A 19,073-nucleotide genomic window follows, 5' to 3' on the forward strand; every position below is an offset into this window, starting at 1 on the left:
AAACATTTAAGCTGATACCTATGACCAAGCGATTTATGAAAGCTTTAGGGTTTGCTATATTATGCTGTTGCTGGTGCCTGCAGGGCTGGGCACAGCAACAGCCGATCTACTCCCAGTATATGTTTAACGGGATGATCATCAACCCGGCTTATCCTTCTATGGATGAGTCTTCCAGCCTGACGGCCGTGGGCCGTAATCAGTGGGTGGGTGTAGACGGGGCTCCTAAAACGGCCACCGCCTCTTTTTACACACCGCTGCGGGCTACCAATACCAGCCTGGGTGTATCACTGACCAATGAGAAAATCACTGTCAACTCCCAGACCGGTGTGCACTTCAACGTTTCCCAACGGGTAAAGCTGAACGAAAAGTTGTACCTGGCAATGGGCCTGAAAGGCGGGATGTCTCAATACCGGGAAGACAATACTTCCTTATATACTTCCGATCCGGTGTTTGCGCAAAACCAGAGCTACTGGAAAACAGATATTGGTTTTGGCTTTATGGTATTTACCGATCACTTCTTTATCGGTTTATCCTCTCCTACATTTAAAAGTTTCGACTTGGGCAACAGTGTCAATAAAGTAACGGTACAATCGCATTATTACCTGCAGTCAGGTTATCTCATTACCGTTAACGATAACGTAAAATTTAAACCCAATGTGCTACTGAGACTGGTAAAAGGTGCTGGTCTGCAGTACGACCTCAATGCAAATATTCTCTTAAAAAATCTGGTATGGCTGGGTGCATCCTGGCGTTCAGAAAAAACGATGACCGGTCTTGTACAAGTGCAGCTGAACAAAAACCTGCAGCTGGGATATTCCTACGATACCCCGATGCAGTCTAATTTGAAAGGTGCACAATCAGTATCCCATGAAATAATGATCAATTATCGTTTTTCCTGGTCCAAATGGAAAGTGGTGGCCCCGCGGTACTTCTAAAAACAATGTTATGACAACCCAAATAACGGAACGTGTGCGAAAACATCCTCTTAATAACCTCATACTTTTCCTGGGCATGGCAATACTGACAGGTTCCTGCTCTGTGGTAAAGGATCACGCACTTGGAGGAAGTGCGGGGAAAGTCAGAAGGGCAGAACGTTTGTATAAAAGGCAGGAGTTCGAGGGATCGATCTGGTTCTGCAATGCTGTACTCAACAACAGCAGTGATGAAACTTCCAGACGTAAGGCCAAGTTTCTGCTGGCCCGCGTTTATTTTGAAACCCGGCAGTTTGAAAAAACGATCAGTCTATATGATGAGCTGCTGTATAAACCTGCAGATGATATCAGGGTAAGCGACGTAACCACTTACATCGACCTCCTGAAACGTACCGGCAGAGTGGAGAAAGCCCGGCAGGTGAGTGAGCTGTATGCCAACAACTATAAAAATAACGCCCGGTTCACCAATCTTCAGGAATCACTCAATAACTACTATTCCTTCTTTAACCGCGATTCTCTCCGGAATGTAAAAGCAGACAGCCTGCGTCTTAACCTTCCGGGTTATCAGTACGGATTGGCCCTGTATAAAGACAATATCGTTTTCCTTTCAAATGATTTCAAAAAAAATGATGTCCAGTCTTTTTATACCAATTCCAAACTATACATGATCTCAGAAGATGGTGTAGAGCCCTTCAATAACAGTCTGAAAGGCGTTTTACAGGTAGGTCCGGCATCTTTCTATGATAATGGAAAGAAGGTGATCTACACGTCGAACCGTTTTGCGGATGTTAAAAACGATAAGAATTCCTTCATTGATTATAATAATAATACCCAGCTTTTATCGGCTACTTATCAGGAAAACCATGATGCCTGGAGTAAACCGGTATCAGTAAAACTCCCTAAAACTTCAGATTCTTATTCTTTCATGCATCCATCAGTTGCTTCAAACGGTAAACGTTTGTACTTTGCATCCGATATGCCTGGTGGTCAGGGAGGTACAGATATATACTATTGTGATTGGGATAAAACAGAGAAGCGCTGGAAAGCGCCTGTGAACATGGGCCCGAGGGTAAATACCAATGGAAATGAGCTGTATCCGTTTATTGTGGGAGACAAACTGTTTTTCTGCTCCAACGGTTTACAGGGCTTTGGTGGACTGGATATTTTCATGATCAGTCTCAACAAGCCTGATGAAGGTCCGGTGCATTTTCCTTATCCGGTAAATACACAGTTTGATGATCTGAATGCAGTACTGGATGAATCCAAGCTGCTGTTATATTTTACATCAGACCGTTCGGGTGTTCATGACAATGACCATATTTATGTCTTAAACCTGAAGAAGAATCCTTTGAAACAACTGGACCTGCCTTATCCTGGCAAACCGGTAAATGAAGAAGATAAAGTGCCTTATACCAAGATGCAGACGGAAAACCGCCAACAGCTGACTTTAGTAGGGGATAAAAGCTATGATAACCTGCCTCCTGTTCGCAACAAAGCAGATGAGAAACCTGTTATAGTACATACCGTCGTTTCCGTTAAAGATTCATCCCGTAGTATAACAGACTACTCTGAAGGTGCTATTGTGGACAGCTCTCCGGAAATGATTCCCTGGCAGAATACGGCCAATCCAGTTGTGGCAGCATCAAAACCTGTTGCCGCCGGAACAACCGTTACTGCCGCAGCAGCCTATGCTGAGCGTACAGTGAGCAGCAACCCCAACGAGCTCAGCTGGCAGAATGGTAAACAAAACACCGGTCTCAAAGCAGGTGACCGTGACAGCGCAGGTGTAGTACACGTGAGTGCCTATACGTTGCCCGTAGACAGTGCAGCCGCTAAATTACCGGCAGCCCTGTGGAAAGCACCCGGTGTGGTTTACTTCGATCTCAACTCCTACGTACCACAGGACCAGGAATGGCGTAAACTGGATTCTATTTTCCTTATCTGGAAATCCAATCCGCGGCGAATGATCATTGTTAATGGACATGCAGACGTAATAGGTACCGAAAAATATAATCTCACTTTGTCCAAAAACCGGGCGGTATACATACAGGAATGCCTGCTCAGCCGTGGCGTGGACGGCGATAGAATCCGTATCAACTATTTCGGCTCTACCCGTCCAATACTAACTGTCAGCAGGTATACACTGGATTCTGACAGGGAGCGGTTTATCGTGCAGCAGGGCGTAAACCGGAGATGTGAGATCAGAATACAATAAATCTAATTTTTTTATTGCGTATATCAAACTAACAAAATGAACAAGATTGCATCACTAATGCTGTTGCTGGGAGTAGGCTCACAGGCCTTCGCCCAGGAAATGCCGGTTGTGTTCAACAAAAGCATGGGCGCTCCCAAAAACCAGTATCGTAAACTGGCCATAGCGGAGAACAATGCGATTGTGGCCATCGGTGGGGGATTGGATAATGGGTGTATCACCAAGTTATCATCTACCGGAAATCCTATTTATAATACCCGTTTAAACAAAGGCGGGCTCGTAGCTTACCAGGACCTGGTATTACTGCCTAAAAACGAGCTGGTGGCAGTAGGTGGTGGTACCATTGCTTATGGTAACGCCCGTATTACCAAACTGAGCGCTACCGGAGAAGTGGTATTCGACAAAAGTATCGGTAATGGCCAGGGAGGTTATTTTACCCGCATCATCACTGACCGTCACGGGAACTATATCACCGTTGGGGTAGACGGTAGCAAGCCGGCACAGGCGCGCATCACCAAAATGACCGCGGAAGGAAAGATCGAGTTTGACAAAGGTTTTGGTTCACACAACGTATTTACAAACGTACTGATCGATGAAGACGAGAATATTGTGGCTGTGGGAGGTGACGTTGGAGATGGCCAGGGAAAAGCTTTTATGGTAAAAGTAGATGGTAAGGGAGAAAAACAATTTGAACTTACCTTCGGTAAGCCCGGCGCCATATTTGAAAAAATGCTGCTGCTCGAAGACGGATCTGTACTGGCTATGGGCGGTGGTGCCTATGGTACCGGCAACGCCAGCCGTATCTCCAAAGTGAATGCCGAAGGCCAGGTTGTATTCGATAAAGAATACAGCACGGTAGACGGTAAGTTCAACGCCATGAAAGTAAACGACCTGGGTCAGATCTTCGCCTGTGCTGAAGAAAAAGACAAAGGCCGTATCGTAAAACTGCGCCCCGACGGAACAGAACTGTTCAATAAGGAAGTAGACGCCGCATTGTATGCGCTGGAAGTAGGTAAAAACGGTAAAGTGGTGGCCGCTGGTGGTAACATCGGCATGAACACCGGTAAAATCGTGAAATTATTACCAGACGGTACACAGGTGGTAAATAAAAATGTAGGCAATGTATTCCAGCACCTGCTGCTGACAGAAGACGATGAGATGTGTGTAGTGACCAAAGACGGCTACCGCCTCATCAAACTGTCTCCTGACGGTGAAATGATGTTCGACAAACAACTGGGTAAATACGATGCTAAAACCACATTGGCTTCACTGGTGATGAGCCCTTCAGGTGAAATCCTGGCTGCCGGCGGTGGAGAAGAAGATGGCAACCGTATCATCAAAATCAGCCACGGTGTATCTATCAATGATATCGCTGTTTCTGAGCCAATGAACGGATTATCCAATGCCAGCCTCACCATCACCCTGTCAGGCTTCCTGAGAAGCAATGGGGTGCGCACTCCGGTAAATGTACATTACAAAACCATCCCGCATAAAGATGGCGCCGGTGCAGGTGACTTCGATATCACAGAAGGTACTATCTCTTTTGTGCCCTCTGAATTTGCTGCAGGGGCTATCATCTCCAAAACCATCCAGATACCGGTGAAAAGTGATAACCTGCTGGAAGGTAAAGAAGCTTTCCATGTAGAAATTATGGATGCGTCGGAATTACACCTCACAAAGGCAAAAGGCGAAGTGACCATCCTCGATCAGCCGGCCATTGTGAAGTTCATTGGTGGAACCAATGGTGCTGAACCCAATACAGACGTAGTATTTTCTGCAGGACTGTTCAAACGCGATGGTACACCACTGATCAACGCTACCGGCAAACCGGTAAGACTGACCTACAAATTCGGCAATGGTACTGCTTTACCGGGAGCTGACTTTGTAAGCAGCATCAAAGCTCCGTTTTCTATCGAGACTGGTGCCAGCACTGCCAGCCTCAATGTAAAAGTAAAGGACGACAACCGCTTTGAACTGGCAGAAACCGTAGTACTGGTGCTGAGCGAAATCAAGGCTGAAAACGAAGCTATAGTAGGCTATAACGGTGATGTGACTTCTATCTCAGCATCTCAGTATATCCAGGACCAGGCTGCTCATATTACACTGGTTAAACTCACGGATGCCAATGAATCTGCCACCGCTCCGGTAAGTATGTTCAAATGTATACTGGTAAAAGCTTCCGACGGAACTGTACAAACCAATTGTACTGGTAGTGATATCAACATCTACTTTGGTGTGGATTCTATCAGCGCTGCTTCCTATGGAAGGAAGTTCGTTATCATGAATGGTGACATGGTGAAAATCACCGGTGATTGTGCCTTCAGCGAAACCGATATCCAGGTGGCTGTGGTAAACGACCGTGTGAAAGAAGCAGATGCTATGGTAGCCGTGAAGCTGCGTGATGTTACTGCTGCTGCCAATGCCGGCATACTGAAAATTTCACCTGAGCTGAAACTGAACAAAGCTGTGGCTGTTATCCATGATGACGACAATGAGGAAGGAACCGGGCTGTCAGCCAAATAACACAGGCTTGAATCAATAACCGATATACGCTGCTTCAGGCAACACCTACATTCCCGCATAATTATTATGCGGGAATTTTTTTTCTTTAATAAACTTAAAAGCAGCATCCTTTATATTAAAATATAAAAGATGCTGCTTTTTTTACTATTTATAAATCCACGATAATTTGTTTATCGTAGGTAATAACAGAAGCAATTAATAATAAGATAATTCAAAAATAAAGAGTTGTGTCTTTTAATGGTTAACTTGGGAATAGCCTGGTATGTCCTTACCGGGCTCTTTTTTTTTATAATGATTTTCTCATGATATAATCTTCCATCAGATAACCATTACCGATGTCGGTGTCTTTCTCATTATAAACTGTAAATCCCATTTTTTCGTAGAAGAACCGGGCTTTGTTGTAACGGTTCACGTCCAGCTCCAGAATGGTGGCACCCAGTTTTTTTACCTGTCTGATCACTGTATCAAGGAAGAAGCGACCCACACCTTTACCCTGGTAGCTGGGATCGAGGTATATTTTATGCAGTTTATAAACACCCTCAGTGTCAGTCGGGCTATACGACGCATAGCCGATGGGCCTTTTATCATCCTGCAGGATGATATACTTGTGTTGTAGTTCGGTGATTTGTTTGGTTAGCGAGGCAGTGCTATACATCATGTCGATCATATAATCGACCTGTTCCGGCCCGAGGATGCTCTTATAAGTTGGTTTCCAGATTCTCTTAGAGAGTTCCTGTATAACGGGAATATCAGCTACTGTTGTTGATTTTACGCGATACATGGTTTGTTAATTATAAACGGTTACTTTCCTGTATAATATTATTGATGGTCTGTTGAAGTTTGTCCAGGGGTGTGTATCCTCTTGCGCAAAGGTACAGTTGTTTGCCTGTATCCAGAATAGCGGCCGGAAACCCGGTGATGCCCCAGTTTTGTATCAGTTGAAACTCCTGCTGGGTTTCATACCGGAGATGTTCATCCTGCATGCGGGCGATAAATTCATCTTCCGGTAATCCGTATTTGCGGATCAGTTTCCGGTAGGTGTCGTTATGATTAAGACTGAGCCCATCATAGTTGAGTGCTACCTGCATATCATGTGCAAAGGAAATGGCATTTTCCGGCTGGTATAATTTGAAAACAGTGAGTGCTACAGAAGGTTTTTCTGAATCCATTATTTCCTGGGAAGGAAGTAGTTTTTCGAGGAAGGCCTCTCCGAATTTAACGCCTGTCATATCTTCTACGTTGGTATGTTCCCGTTGGATATAAGCCGCCATGGTAGAGAAAGGATGACGGTTATCGCCGGTGATCATTCCGCCGGAAAGAATATCAAATTCCATGGTACCCATCTGCAGCTGCTGAAACTGAAGTACTACCGGCGTAAAGCCATAGCACCAGCCACAAAGTGGATCATAGATATATATAAAACGCATAAACAGGCATTTAGCAGTTAATGGTTAGCTGGGTAGTTAGCCTTTACATGGATGTGCAAGCGGCTACAAAGATAGCCAAAAGCTACATGTTAAAGCAGGTTATCCTGATCATCATCTTCTTCCAACTCCAGTGTGGTAGTTTCTTCCTGATTGTGCTGGCCGAAAAGTTTCTTCGACAGCTGCAGATCTTTACGCGTGGCCTTGAGCGACATCCTGCCGGCAATAATGAGTGTAATCACAGCAGCACCCAGTGCCAGTATGTTATTACCGGAGAACAGGAAAAAATCGAAAGCACCATGAAAGAAGACCGCTATCATAAGTCCTTTCAGTAACAGCTCATCTCTCTGTATCGGAATAAATTTGGCCAATCCCACATAATAACCCATCAGAATGGCAAAAGTTGCGTGGGCCGGTACCGAGAGGAACATGCGGGCTACGCCTGTGCCAAAGCCGAACTGATATACATAGGTAATGTTTTCGAGGGTAGCGAATCCCATGCCTATCATTACAGCGTATACAATCCCATCGAGCGGCTCATTAAAATGTTTTTTTGGATACGCGTATAAACGCAGTACCAGGAATTTGGCGAACTCTTCGGAAAGGCCCACTATACCGAAAGCAAAAAAAGCGGTGTCGAACAGGTTGTTGTTGGTTTCCTGAAACCCATAGAGCGAGGCCATTGTCTGAAAAAACAATGGCAGTGTTACACAGGCCATCCCCAGGAGGAAGCTTTTCACCAGCAGGCCTACGGGTTCGCGATCGTATTTGTCGAGTACGAACATCAGGAGACAGATGGCCAGTCCGGGAGCGATGGCGAGTGCCAGCAGCATCATAACAGGATATTTTTTTGTTTTTTACGTTCCTGCAAATAAACATCGAGCATGTCAACACTGAAGCTACTCAGATTGTTGGCTTTGGTGACACCACCTTTTTGCGCTGCGAGGGTACCGTAATATACGTCGCGGTAGCCTTGTATGCTGTGGGCGTCAGGATCGATGGAGATGAGTACTTTTTTCTCCAGTGCGTAAGGGATCCAGGTCCAGTCAATATCCAGGCGGCGGGGGTGGGCATTCAGCTCAATGGCCACGCCATGTTCGGCACAGGCATCGATGATGGTTTTATGGTTTACTGGGTATCCGTTGCGGCTCAGCAACAGACGGCCGGTCATATGTCCGAGGATGGTAGTGTAAGGATTTTCGATGGCTTTGAGGAGCCGGGCCATGGCTTTTTCTTCGGTCATCTTCAGGTTGGAGTGTACAGAAGCGATCACGAGGTCGAAGCGGGCCAGTATTTCATCCGGGTAGTCGAGTGAACCATCGTTGAGGATATCAGCTTCTATACTTTTGAAGATACGGAAGGGGGCCAGTTGTTTGTTGAGTTCATCGATCTGTTCCTGTTGAGCGATGACGCGTTCTATGCTCAGGCCATTGGCATAAAAGGCAGAGCGGGAGTGATCGCTGAGGACGAGGTATTCAAATCCCTGGTCTCTGGCGGCAATAGCCATTTCTTCGAGGGTGTCGAGGCCATCGCTCCACTGGCTGTGGGAGTGGACGATCCCTTTGATGTCTGCCCGGGTGATCAGCTGTGGCAGTTGTTGCTGACGGGCCAGTTCAATTTCGTGCAGGCCTTCCCGCAGGCAGGGAGGGATGAACGCCATCCCTGCTCCACTGAAAATAGCTTCTTCAGACGGGGCATTTTTAATATGGGAGGCGCCGCCGGCAGCATTAAACTTATCCATAAAGGCGGTGGAGCCGGTGGTGGAGAAGAGCTGGCTATAAAAGTCTTCTTTCTCACAGGCATGTATCACCACATTGAGTTTATCGTTGTATTTCCATACCAGGTTATGGCTGTGGCTATCGGTGAGCGTAAAGCCGGGCAGGGCAGAGAGCTGTTGGCGGACGATGTCCGGAGTGGTGGCGATGACCAGTTCCAGTTCATCGATGATCACTTCCTGACGGCGGAAGGCGCCGGTGAGGGCTACGGGAGCGGGAGCCAGGAGCTGCTGCAGCTGTTTCTGGAGTGTATGGGCAATTTCTTCCACTTCTGCAAACAGGAAGCGGTTGCGGTTGGAGAGGTAGAATTCAATGTTCTGGCGTACGTTGTCCTGTGTTTTTTCGCCAAATCCTTTGAGCAGGAGGAGGCGATTTTCGTTGCAGGCATACAGTAGTTCACCCATGGACTCTATCTCCAGTTCTTTCCAGATAGTCGCTATTTTTTTTGGTCCCAGGCCTTTTATTTTCATGATTTCCAGGATACCTGGAGGGGTGATATTGAGATAGTTTTCCAGGAGTGTAAAACTGTTGGTATCGAGCATTTCGAGGATGCTTTTTCCGGTAGATTCCCCGATGCCCTTGATGCGGAAGATATCATCGCGGGAGGTGTCTTTGAGCTGAGTCGGCAGTTTTTCTATGGTAAATGCCGCGGAGGCAAAAGATTTGGCTTTAAAGCTGTTTTCGCCGTGTATGTCCATTAGTTTGGACAGCAGGGAAAAATTATCTGCTATTGAATTATTGTCCATGGCGTAAAAATACGAATTCCCAGGGCTAAAGCCCTGGGCTATTTTGGAGGGCTTTGTCGAAGGTTTTTATTTTTGGAAGGGAGTGCGGTATATGTGGCAGCTCTATATAGTTCTTGCTCCGGATTTTAGAGATACGAATTTATTGGAATGAGGTGCAAGGGAGATAGGGAGGGGGATATATGGTACCCCTAAACAATTTAGCCCCGGACTTTAGTCCGGGGAGAATAAAAAAGATCCCGGCGTAGAAGCCGGGATCTTTTATAACTACATTTTGTAAATCCGATCTTAGTTTGCCGGTGCAGCTGGTGTTGCTGGAGGAGCAGCAGGTGCTTTTTTAGCAGGTGCTTTCTTTTTAGCAACAGGTTTTTTAGCAGCAGCTTTCTTTTTAGGAGCGGCTTTCTTAGCAGCAGCTTTTTTAGGAGCAACTTTCTTAGCAGCAGCTTTCTTTTTAGGAGCAGCTTTTTTAGCAGCGGCTTTCTTTTTAGGAGCGGCTTTCTTAGCAGCAGCTTTTTTAGGAGCTACTTTCTTAGCAGCAGCTTTCTTTTTAGGAGCAGCTTTTTTAGCAGCGGCTTTCTTTTTAGGAGCAGCTTTTTTAGGAGCAGCTTTCTTTGCAGCAGCTTTTTTAGGAGCGGCTTTCTTAGCAGCAGCTTTTTTAGGCGCAGCTTTCTTAGCAGCTGCTTTTTTAATTGTTGCCATTGTTTTTTGAATTTGGGTTAGTAAAAAAATATTGGGTATAAAAAAACTTTATGGCTAACACTGATTAGGCTTCTGCCTGAGCAGTGGTGTCAAATGCTTTAACAGAAACGTAAGTCTTGTTTTCGCGACCTTTTCTGAATTCAACCACACCATCTGTCAACGCGAAAATGGTAAAATCTTTACCAACACCTACGTTTTGACCGGGATGATAAACAGTACCTCTCTGACGAACGATGATGTTGCCAGAAATAGCAGGTTGACCACCGAAGATTTTTACTCCCAGCCTTTTGCTTTGGGAGTCACGGCCGTTCTTTACACTACCTTCACCTTTTTTATGTGCCATTGTATAATTACTTTAAGTAAACTTTGTCTAAAATAAAAAATGTAGCTTAATACGAATTAAGCTATGTCATTGATCTTGATCTTAGTAAAATGGGTGCGGTGACCAATTTTCTTTCTGAAGCCTTTTCTTCTCTTCATTTTGAAAGCGATCACTTTCTCACCCTGAACATGGCTCAGGATCTCTGCTTTTACTACTGATTTTACATCAGTGCCTACGGTCAGTGAACCAGCGTTATCGATCAACAGAACTTCGGAAAACTCCACTTTGTCTCCAACTTTTCCTTGTAACTGCTGTACAAAAATTTCCTGGTCTTTTTGTACTTTAAATTGCTGACCTGCGATTTTTACAACTGCAAACATAATTATCCAAAATATAATTTCCGCAAAAGTATCAATTGTTTTCCAATTGAACAAAGATTTCCGGCTTTTTTTAATTCATATATGTAAATACGTATTAAAAGCCGGATAAAAACTTATTCTTTTCAAAGATACGTACTTTCCTGAATTTTAAATTTTTTTAACAAACTGCCCTGCTGTTCCCCCTGCCGGCATACTGCTGTTGTGTTATATGACAATGGTGTAAAAACAGTTATCTTGCTGTACAAACCAACGCAATTTTGTATACTTTTGTCGTTTACGCGAAGGCATTTTTTGATTTGCGGATTTAGCTGTCCGGTAAGACTGAAATAGTGGATACAGTAGCCAGATACCTAAATCCGTAAATCCGTAAATCAAAAAATATACTCTCAATTATAAAATAACGGGCATGAAGTTTAAATCACTGCTAGCCAAACCATTTGCTTCTATTGTACATAACAAGATCAGGAAGGAAATGCTCAGGGCGGTGGAAGACCAGGAGGCTATCCTGGATGAACTGATAAAGACAGGCAAAAAAACGGAGTTCGGAAATGACCATAAACTGGATGCAGTACGTACTTACGATGAATTTAAACAAGCTATACCGATCCGGGATTACGAGCAGTTTAAACCATATATAGAAAGAATCAAAGAGGGCAAACAAAATGTGCTCTGGAAAGGCCAGCCCATCTATCTGGCCAAAACCTCCGGTACTACCAGCGGCGTTAAATATATCCCTATCTCCAAAGAATCTATTTCCAATCATATAGATACCGCCCGGAATGCCCTGCTTAACTATATGGGCGAAACCGGCAATACGGCCTTTGCTGATGGCAAAATGATCTTTCTTTCCGGTTCTCCTGAACTGGAAAGGGTAGGTGGTATCCCAACCGGACGCCTTAGCGGGATCGTAAACCACCACATCCCCCGCTACCTGCGTACCAACCAGCTCCCTACATATGAAACAAATTGCATAGACGACTGGGAAACCAAGCTGGACAGGATCGTGGAAGAAACCATCAACCAGGACATGACACTGATCAGCGGTATTCCACCTTGGGTACAGATGTATTTCGACCGCCTGATAGAACGTACCAACGGTAAGAAGATTAAAGAAATATTTAAAAATTTTGATGTGATGGTGTACGGTGGGGTCAACTTTGAGCCGTACCGGGCAAAACTGATGGCTTCCATTGGCAGTCCCATCCATACAATTGAAACGTTCCCGGCTTCTGAAGGCTTTTTTGCCTTCCAGGATTCGCAGGAGCAGGAAGGCCTTTTATTAAATGCCAATTCCGGTATTTTCTATGAGTTTATCCCTGCACAGGAAATTTTTAATGAAAATCCTACCCGGCTGTCGCTGAAAGATGTTCAAACCGGCGTAAATTACGCTATGATCATCAACAACAACGCCGGATTATGGGGATATAACCTGGGTGACACGGTGAAATTCATCTCCACCAATCCATATCGTTTGTTGGTGACCGGGAGGATCAAACATTTTATTTCAGCCTTCGGTGAACACGTGATCGGAGAAGAAGTGGAATACAGCCTGATGAAAGCAGCTGCGGAAGAAAATGTCCATATCACGGAATTTACGGTGGCCCCAATGGTGCAGACCAATGGAGAACTACCCTACCATGAATGGTTTGTGGAGTTTGAAAATACCCCCAAAGACCTGAAGGCATTTGCCCTGAAGGTAGACCAGAACCTCCGTCAGAAGAACATCTATTATAATGACCTTTTAACCGGTAATATATTACAACCCCTTAAAATAAGGACAGTACGCAAACAGGGTTTCATTGATTATATGAAAGCTATTGGAAAACTGGGAGGACAGAACAAAGTACCACGTTTAAGCAATGACAGAAAGCTGGCCGATGAACTGACCAGGTACGTGCAGCCATAAACGAAAGTGGAAACATCGTAGCATCCGGTACCTTCAACAGGTGGCCGGCCACTCTTTTCCGGTTAATTGAAGATAAAAAAGTAAATCACTGTAATGAATAAACGAAGAATTGCCATATTCGGATCCACTGGGTCCATTGGTATACAGGCACTGGAAGTGATCGCAGCACACCCCGACAAATTCAGCGTGGAAGTGCTGACCGCGCAACAGAACGCCGACCTCCTGATCGAGCAGGCGCTGAAGTTTAAGCCCAACGCTGTGGTGATTGGCAGTGAGGAGAAATATAAACAAGTAAAAGACGTATTGTTTGACAAAGGCATCAAAGTATTTGCCGGTGCCAAAGCCATGGTGGAAGTAGCTTCCTGGAGCTCTATCGATATGATGCTTGCCGCCATTATCGGTTTTGCCGGTCTGGCCCCTACCTTGTCTGCCATTGAACAGGGTACCCCGGTAGCACTGGCCAACAAGGAAACCCTGGTAGTAGCAGGAGATATCGTGATGGCCACCGCCCGTAGAAAAAATGTGCCTATCATTCCGGTGGATTCAGAACATTCCGCCATTTTCCAATGTCTGGTAGGGGAGCCTTTCAGCAAAGTGGAAAAGGTGATACTCACCGCTTCCGGCGGTCCTTTTCTGGGTAAAAAGCCCAACTTCCTTATCAATGTAAAAAAAGATCATGCCCTGCAGCACCCTAACTGGCGTATGGGCGCTAAGATAACCATCGACTGTGCCACCCTGATGAACAAGGGGCTGGAAATGATCGAAGCCCGCTGGATGTTTGGTCTTCATCCGGAAAATATTGAGGTAGTGATTCATCCTCAATCCATTATACATTCCATGGTTCAGTTTGTGGATGGCTCTCTGAAAGCACAGATGGGGCTGCCCGACATGAAACTGCCTATCCAATACGCACTGGGATACCCTGACCGTCTGGCCAATGAGTTCCCGCGGTTTTCCTTCCGGAATTATCCGTCCCTCACTTTTGAGCAGCCGGATACCAAAACATTCCGTAACCTTGCTATTGCTATAGAGGCAATGCACAAGGGCGGAAACACCGCCTGCGTAATGAATGCAGCCAACGAAGAGGTGGTGCATGCTTTCCTCCGCAACCGGATCGGATTCTTACAGATGACAGAGGTAATTGAAGAAACAATAGCCAAAATTCCATTTATCGAAGCACCCACTTTACACGATTATTATGAATGCGATAATGCTGCGCGTGAACACGCTGCATCCCTTATCAATTCTATCGTTATCTAAAATAATCGTTGAAAATTAACAAATAGTTTTGCCGGAATATCTGTGAAATCCGATATCTTGGGCAGATTAAAGCAGAAACAAAGTAAATGACAACAGAGGTAATATTGGTGAAAGCCGGGCAGTTATTACTGTCACTCTCTATACTGGTCGTATTGCATGAGTTAGGCCACTTTATCCCCGCCAAATTGTTTAAAACCAGGGTAGAAAAATTCTATTTATTCTTCGATCCATGGTTCTCTCTCTTTAAAATCAAAAAAGGAGAAACAGAATATGGTATTGGGTGGTTGCCACTCGGCGGATATGTAAAAATATCCGGTATGATAGATGAAAGCATGGACAAGGAAGCCATGGCTAAACCACCGCAACCCTATGAATTCAGGGCTAAACCAGCCTGGCAGCGGCTGATCATTATGGTCGGCGGTGTGACGGTTAACGTCCTCCTGGCCATTCTTATTTATAGCATGATCTTATGGCACTGGGGCGAAAAATACCTGCCTACGGATGCGGTGAAATACGGCGTTACGGTAGATTCCCTGGCCCAAAGTATAGGTCTGCGCGACGGTGACAAAATCGTATCTGTCAACCATCAGAAAGTAGACCGGTTTGGCGCCATCACCGGTAAGGTGATCCTGCGCGAAGCCAAAAGCATTGAAGTAATCCGCGACGGAAAAGAAATGAGTTTCCCTGTTCCTGCAGGCTTTATCAATGCATTGCTGAAACAGAAGGAACCTTTTGCCTATGTACGCTACCCGTATTATGCAGACCGGTTCGAAAAAGGATCGATCGCTGATAAAAGTGGTCTGTTCAAACCAGGTGATCAGATGTTGTCTATCAACAATCTCTCTGTGCCTTATTTCACAGATTTCGCCAAGGAGCTGCGCAAACATAAGAATGAAGAAGTGAAGATCGGTGTTATGAGAGGGAAAGACTCTCTGACCATCCCGGTTAAACTGGATAATAAAGCCCAACTGGGTATTTATCCGCAGGACCCGGAGAAGTTCTTCGAGTATAAAGTTGTGAACTATACCTTACCACAGGCTATCCCTGCCGGTTTTATGATGAGCATTGATAAGTTGGTGGGATATGTACAACAGCTGAGACTGATCTTCGTGTCCAAAGAAGTGAAGGTAAGTGAGTCGCTGGGTGGTTTTATGAGCATTGGTAACCTGTTTCCTGAAGCCTGGGACTGGCTCACCTTCTGGGAGATGACAGCCTTCCTGTCTATTATTCTGGCTTTCATGAACATCCTGCCTATTCCGGCGCTGGATGGCGGACACGTGCTCTTCCTGCTGTACGAGATCATTACCGGCCGTAAACCTGGTGAGAAATTCCTGGAATACGCTCAGATCGCTGGTATGGTGGTACTGTTCGGTCTGCTGCTGCTGGCTAACGGACTTGACTTCTGGCGGAATATCATCAGTAAGTGGTTCTAAATCATTTTAATATTTTAGAGATATGGATTACGGTTTTTCCGTAATCCATATTTTTTTCGTATATTTGTAGTTCAGATCAAATCGGGGATGCCTGGTTTTGACAGCATAGATCTTTGAAAGTGTAAGCATGTCGTGCGTTGGATAATTAGCACGTTAATCTGAATATTCAAACTTTATATGGCGAATCTAACTACGCCATGGCTGCCTAATCAGAGATTAGACACCCATTATAGCCGCCTGGAGTTGTCGCCTTATGCGACTCCCGCCGCTGAATCATCAAACCCATAGGGATAGGTGCTCATGGTTTCTGTGAGTGAGTACTGAAGCTAAACGGATAAGAACGAGGTTGGTTAGTTATGCCCCTGCTGAGTTCCGACAAACCAATGCATAAATAAGCATGTAGAAAGCTTTCGGCGAATATGTTTGGACGCGGGTTCGATTCCCGCCATCTCCACAGATAAAAACAAAAGAGGTTGTGAGTCTTCGATTCACAACCTCTTTTGTTTTTAATAGTTTGTGATTGAATTAAAATCCTTCCTGATAATCTCTCCTTTCATTGTTTCTCCCGTTTGAATAACTAAGGCTTCCAGACATCAATTGGTCAATTTCCGGAAGGTTTTCACTTGATTCAAAAAACATTGTCACAACTGTTTGTGTGATTTTATAATCCGCCTGGCAGTACGCAAATACAATACGTTCACTCGTTCTATATTTACAATGGTTCTATAGCAAATTTGTAATCATGATCATTGTTAAAGCTTAACTTATACAACAGTTTCTATTTCTCCGGTGGGTCATGAATACTTTCCCGGTGGAATCTGATTTGTTACCTGAAGAAAAAATATTTGTAATTACATTAAGGTGTGAGTGAAATAAGAGTTGCTTCAGCTATTTTCGCGAAGTGAAGATTGTCACTTAAGCCGAGAGACGCTTTTAAAAGTAGAAAAAAATCCTGTACCTGTGAATGCATTGATAACCTATTAATGTTGGCCTGGTAAGATCCACCCGAATAGTTTATTCATGTATACCCTATTATCCCTTTATGGTTAAAGAATTTTGTATTGTAACCTGTAGCGCTATAATACTGTCCTGTACTGTATTTAGTCAGACGGCGCCACCTTTCAAAAAAAGAGCTGATGCTGAACCTGAATCCGGTTTGGTGAATGTTGCTATTCAGCAGTCATTGATAGACTCTGTATATGCAAGGAATTCGTTAAACGCGTTAAAGCAGCCAACTGTAACAAACCCTCATCAACAGGTATTGCAGCAGTATCAGCAGTATATCCGTCAGAATTATGGTAATAAAGAATTTGAACGCGTCAAATCAGGGTATGCGCTCATGAACGATACCACCAGTGTACGGAAATATCTGGATAGTAAGTTCAGGGGCTTTTATGCGCACAAAAATGATTTTAATCTTCCTAACCTCATGAACAGAGGTGCTTTTGATAACTCTTTTAAAGGTGCCTCCCTGATTGTTACTTCCAATAATGCTGCCGGAGCATTGAATCCTGTACAAGTGGTAGCCGGACTAGAGGATAAACTGGTGATAGGAAATATTCCATTCAATTTTGAGTTTACGGATATCGCGGGGCAGTATCAACAGGGAACAGATGTTTTTAATAAAGGGTTAAAGAAATTTTCTTTTGATAAGGAAGCTTACATCGAAAGAATGAACAAATACGTAAATCAGTCTTTTGATGTTAACAAGTATTTGTTAAAAGATATTAATGTTAGTACTGCGCTTAAGTCTTATATCGGTAAGCAGATTGATGAGGCGCAACATGAACTAAGCAGTCTGTCTGCCGGCAAAAATCTTTCGAAAATTATCAATCCGGAAGAACTTATTTATCTGGACAGCGCACAGATAAGACACCTGCTAAGTGACCATAAGGTATTACAACAGGATCCTGTGAAACTGGCTACCATGGGGAAAGACAGCGCTGCACAGGAAGCCGTAGCCATACAGCGTTACATAGACAGGATCTATGCCCTGAAATCTACCCTTGATACCGATTTACTGGCTAAAAAAACACTTACCTCTCAACAGAAGATCAATGAACTGGTGACGGATAATATCAATTCGCCCGTTGCTCAGAGAAAAAATATACAGTCTTTATTACCATTAAACTTTATACAGCGTTTATTCTTACAGGCGAGAAATTTCCAGATAGGTAATATCGGAAGTGATGGCAGCAGTTTGACCAGAGACTTATTCATGGCTGGTTTTCAAGGGTCATTTCTTTCAAATAATAAATTCCTTTCATTGGGAGCTGGTGTGAGGAATGATGCTGCAGATATAAAGAATATTGGTCTGAACTCCAGTATTGATCCCGGTAATTTTGCCACACAGTTTATCCAGCTGGGCACCGGAGATCCTGGTGCGGCACATACGCATGTTGGCATATTGAATGCGAACTCCAAACAAAGCCGTAATGGCTTTGATATGCCGCGGCTTCCACAAAACACATTTGTAGGAGCAGTTTCGGAACAGATTAGTTTGGGTAAATACGGAACCATTGCTGCAGAGGTAGGAAAATCCAATACTACCTATAAGAATAGCGCTACCGGCAACGAAAATATGCTGGCTTCAAAGGCGGCAGCCATGTCAATGTTTAATGATTTCTGGGAAACTGTTTCTGTAGGGCTGGATTATAGCGGTAGCATAAAGGAATTGGATATGAGTCAACGGGCTTATATCAGTTATGCAGGGTTGGGATACAATAATCCCGGTTCTCCCGGAGCAACGAGAGGGTCTGTTAAATATGGCTTAAATGTAGTACGGAAGTTCAATAAAAGAAAAGTATCATTAGGTTTTCGGGCAGATGTTCAGGACACCAAAACTTCTGCCATTGGAAAATCCAAATGGAATAATACACAGCTTGCTGTTGACTTCAGGATACGTTTAAAGAAGAACCTGTCCTTTTCTTCCCGGATTGCGCAGGCTATGATGAAAGGTGTTACCGATAGCAGCAGTATCACCGGATTTGTGAATCGTAATATTAATATTGGTACGCAGTGGAGCGGACGACTTTTTTCCATACCTAACAGCACAAACGCGAATTTTAGCCTTCAGCAGATAAACGTATTCCCTATCCACAGTCTATTACTGAACATGAATATTAATCACAGTGTGGTTATTAATACCCATGTTTTATCGGTTAATGTGATGTATAACAAGGACGTGAAAGATCAGGCGATCTATGGAGATTTGTTCAATGCGGAAACCGGCTGGTCCTATGTTCTGATGAAAAAGATCAATTGCTCCTCCGGTTTGACATATATGAAGAATAAAGGGGTGGTGGAGCAGGCAGGTATTAAACAAAGTATTGGAACAATGGTTTCCTCAAGACTTAATGTAAATCTGTATCTGGACTGCAGAAAATCAATTATGGATTCTCCCCAGAATTATTTGTTTGGGAATTTTAACACGCAGCTGGCTGTACAATATCAATTGAATTAAA

At 44.3% G+C, this 19,073-nt stretch carries 14 protein-coding genes and 1 other RNA gene; 8 read left to right on the forward strand and 7 right to left on the reverse strand.

Features of this window, described 5'->3' with window-relative positions:
• Positions 1–20 precede the first annotated feature (20 nt).
• The 3 genes from KD145_RS26455 to KD145_RS26465 are packed head-to-tail and all read left to right on the forward strand — an operon-like array spanning position 21 to position 5,667.
• Positions 21–935 carry a type IX secretion system membrane protein PorP/SprF gene (locus KD145_RS26455; protein ID WP_212002818.1) on the forward strand — a complete coding sequence of 305 codons (915 nt, stop codon included), beginning with the start codon at positions 21–23 and terminating at the stop codon, positions 933–935.
• Between the two features lie 10 nt (positions 936–945).
• Positions 946–3,147: an OmpA family protein gene (locus KD145_RS26460; RefSeq protein ID WP_212002819.1), complete on the forward strand. Its 2,202-nt coding sequence runs from the start codon at positions 946–948 to the stop codon at positions 3,145–3,147.
• Between the two features lie 36 nt (positions 3,148–3,183).
• Positions 3,184–5,667: a Calx-beta domain-containing protein gene (locus KD145_RS26465; protein ID WP_212002820.1), complete on the forward strand. Its 2,484-nt coding sequence runs from the start codon at positions 3,184–3,186 to the stop codon at positions 5,665–5,667.
• Positions 5,668–5,953: 286 nt separating this feature from the next.
• Here KD145_RS26465 and KD145_RS26470 read toward each other — a convergent pair whose 3' ends face one another.
• From KD145_RS26470 to rplU, 7 genes are all read right to left on the reverse strand, one after another.
• Positions 5,954–6,448 (reverse strand): GNAT family N-acetyltransferase, encoded by a 495-nt coding sequence (locus tag KD145_RS26470; RefSeq protein ID WP_212002821.1) that lies wholly within the window; start codon positions 6,446–6,448, stop codon positions 5,954–5,956.
• A gap of 10 nt (positions 6,449–6,458) precedes the next feature.
• Complete coding sequence (locus tag KD145_RS26475; RefSeq protein ID WP_212002822.1) at positions 6,459–7,094, reverse strand: DsbA family protein; 636 nt, start codon at positions 7,092–7,094, stop codon at positions 6,459–6,461.
• 89 nt (positions 7,095–7,183) lie between these two features.
• Positions 7,184–7,927 (reverse strand): PrsW family intramembrane metalloprotease, encoded by a 744-nt coding sequence (locus KD145_RS26480; protein ID WP_212002823.1) that lies wholly within the window; start codon positions 7,925–7,927, stop codon positions 7,184–7,186.
• Positions 7,924–9,612: a DNA polymerase/3'-5' exonuclease PolX gene (locus KD145_RS26485; RefSeq protein WP_212002824.1), complete on the reverse strand. Its 1,689-nt coding sequence runs from the start codon at positions 9,610–9,612 to the stop codon at positions 7,924–7,926. The genes KD145_RS26480 and KD145_RS26485 overlap by 4 nt, the downstream gene beginning before the upstream one ends.
• A 285-nt stretch (positions 9,613–9,897) precedes the next feature.
• Positions 9,898–10,308, reverse strand: a complete 411-nt coding sequence (locus KD145_RS26490; RefSeq protein WP_212002825.1) for a hypothetical protein — start codon at positions 10,306–10,308, stop codon at positions 9,898–9,900.
• 64 nt (positions 10,309–10,372) lie between these two features.
• Positions 10,373–10,651, reverse strand: coding sequence for a 50S ribosomal protein L27 (gene rpmA / locus KD145_RS26495; RefSeq protein ID WP_113614786.1), 279 nt, complete (start codon positions 10,649–10,651; stop codon positions 10,373–10,375).
• Positions 10,652–10,707: 56 nt separating this feature from the next.
• Positions 10,708–11,064, reverse strand: a complete 357-nt coding sequence (gene rplU / locus KD145_RS26500; protein WP_249219579.1) for a 50S ribosomal protein L21 — start codon at positions 11,062–11,064, stop codon at positions 10,708–10,710.
• A gap of 352 nt (positions 11,065–11,416) precedes the next feature.
• Between rplU and KD145_RS26505 the strand changes: the two genes are divergently transcribed.
• From KD145_RS26505 to KD145_RS26525, 5 genes are all read left to right on the forward strand, one after another.
• The gene (locus KD145_RS26505) at positions 11,417–12,916 is read left to right on the forward strand and encodes a GH3 auxin-responsive promoter family protein (RefSeq protein ID WP_212002826.1); all 1,500 of its coding nucleotides are present in this window, start codon (positions 11,417–11,419) and stop codon (positions 12,914–12,916) included.
• A 93-nt stretch (positions 12,917–13,009) separates the two neighbouring features.
• Positions 13,010–14,176, forward strand: a complete 1,167-nt coding sequence (locus tag KD145_RS26510; RefSeq protein WP_212002827.1) for a 1-deoxy-D-xylulose-5-phosphate reductoisomerase — start codon at positions 13,010–13,012, stop codon at positions 14,174–14,176.
• An 86-nt stretch (positions 14,177–14,262) separates the two neighbouring features.
• On the forward strand, positions 14,263–15,609 hold the full coding sequence (gene rseP / locus KD145_RS26515; RefSeq protein ID WP_212002828.1) for an RIP metalloprotease RseP: 1,347 nt from the start codon (positions 14,263–14,265) through the stop codon (positions 15,607–15,609).
• Positions 15,610–15,692: 83 nt separating this feature from the next.
• Positions 15,693–16,066, forward strand: a transfer-messenger RNA (tmRNA) gene (ssrA, locus tag KD145_RS26520).
• A 702-nt stretch (positions 16,067–16,768) separates the two neighbouring features.
• Entirely contained in the window at positions 16,769–19,072 is a 2,304-nt protein-coding gene (locus KD145_RS26525) for a hypothetical protein (protein WP_212002829.1), read from the forward strand.
• The last annotated feature ends 1 nt before the right edge of the window (position 19,073 follow it).

The sequence above is a fragment of the Chitinophaga sp. HK235 genome, from assembly GCF_018255755.1.
Lineage (GTDB): Bacteria > Bacteroidota > Bacteroidia > Chitinophagales > Chitinophagaceae > Chitinophaga.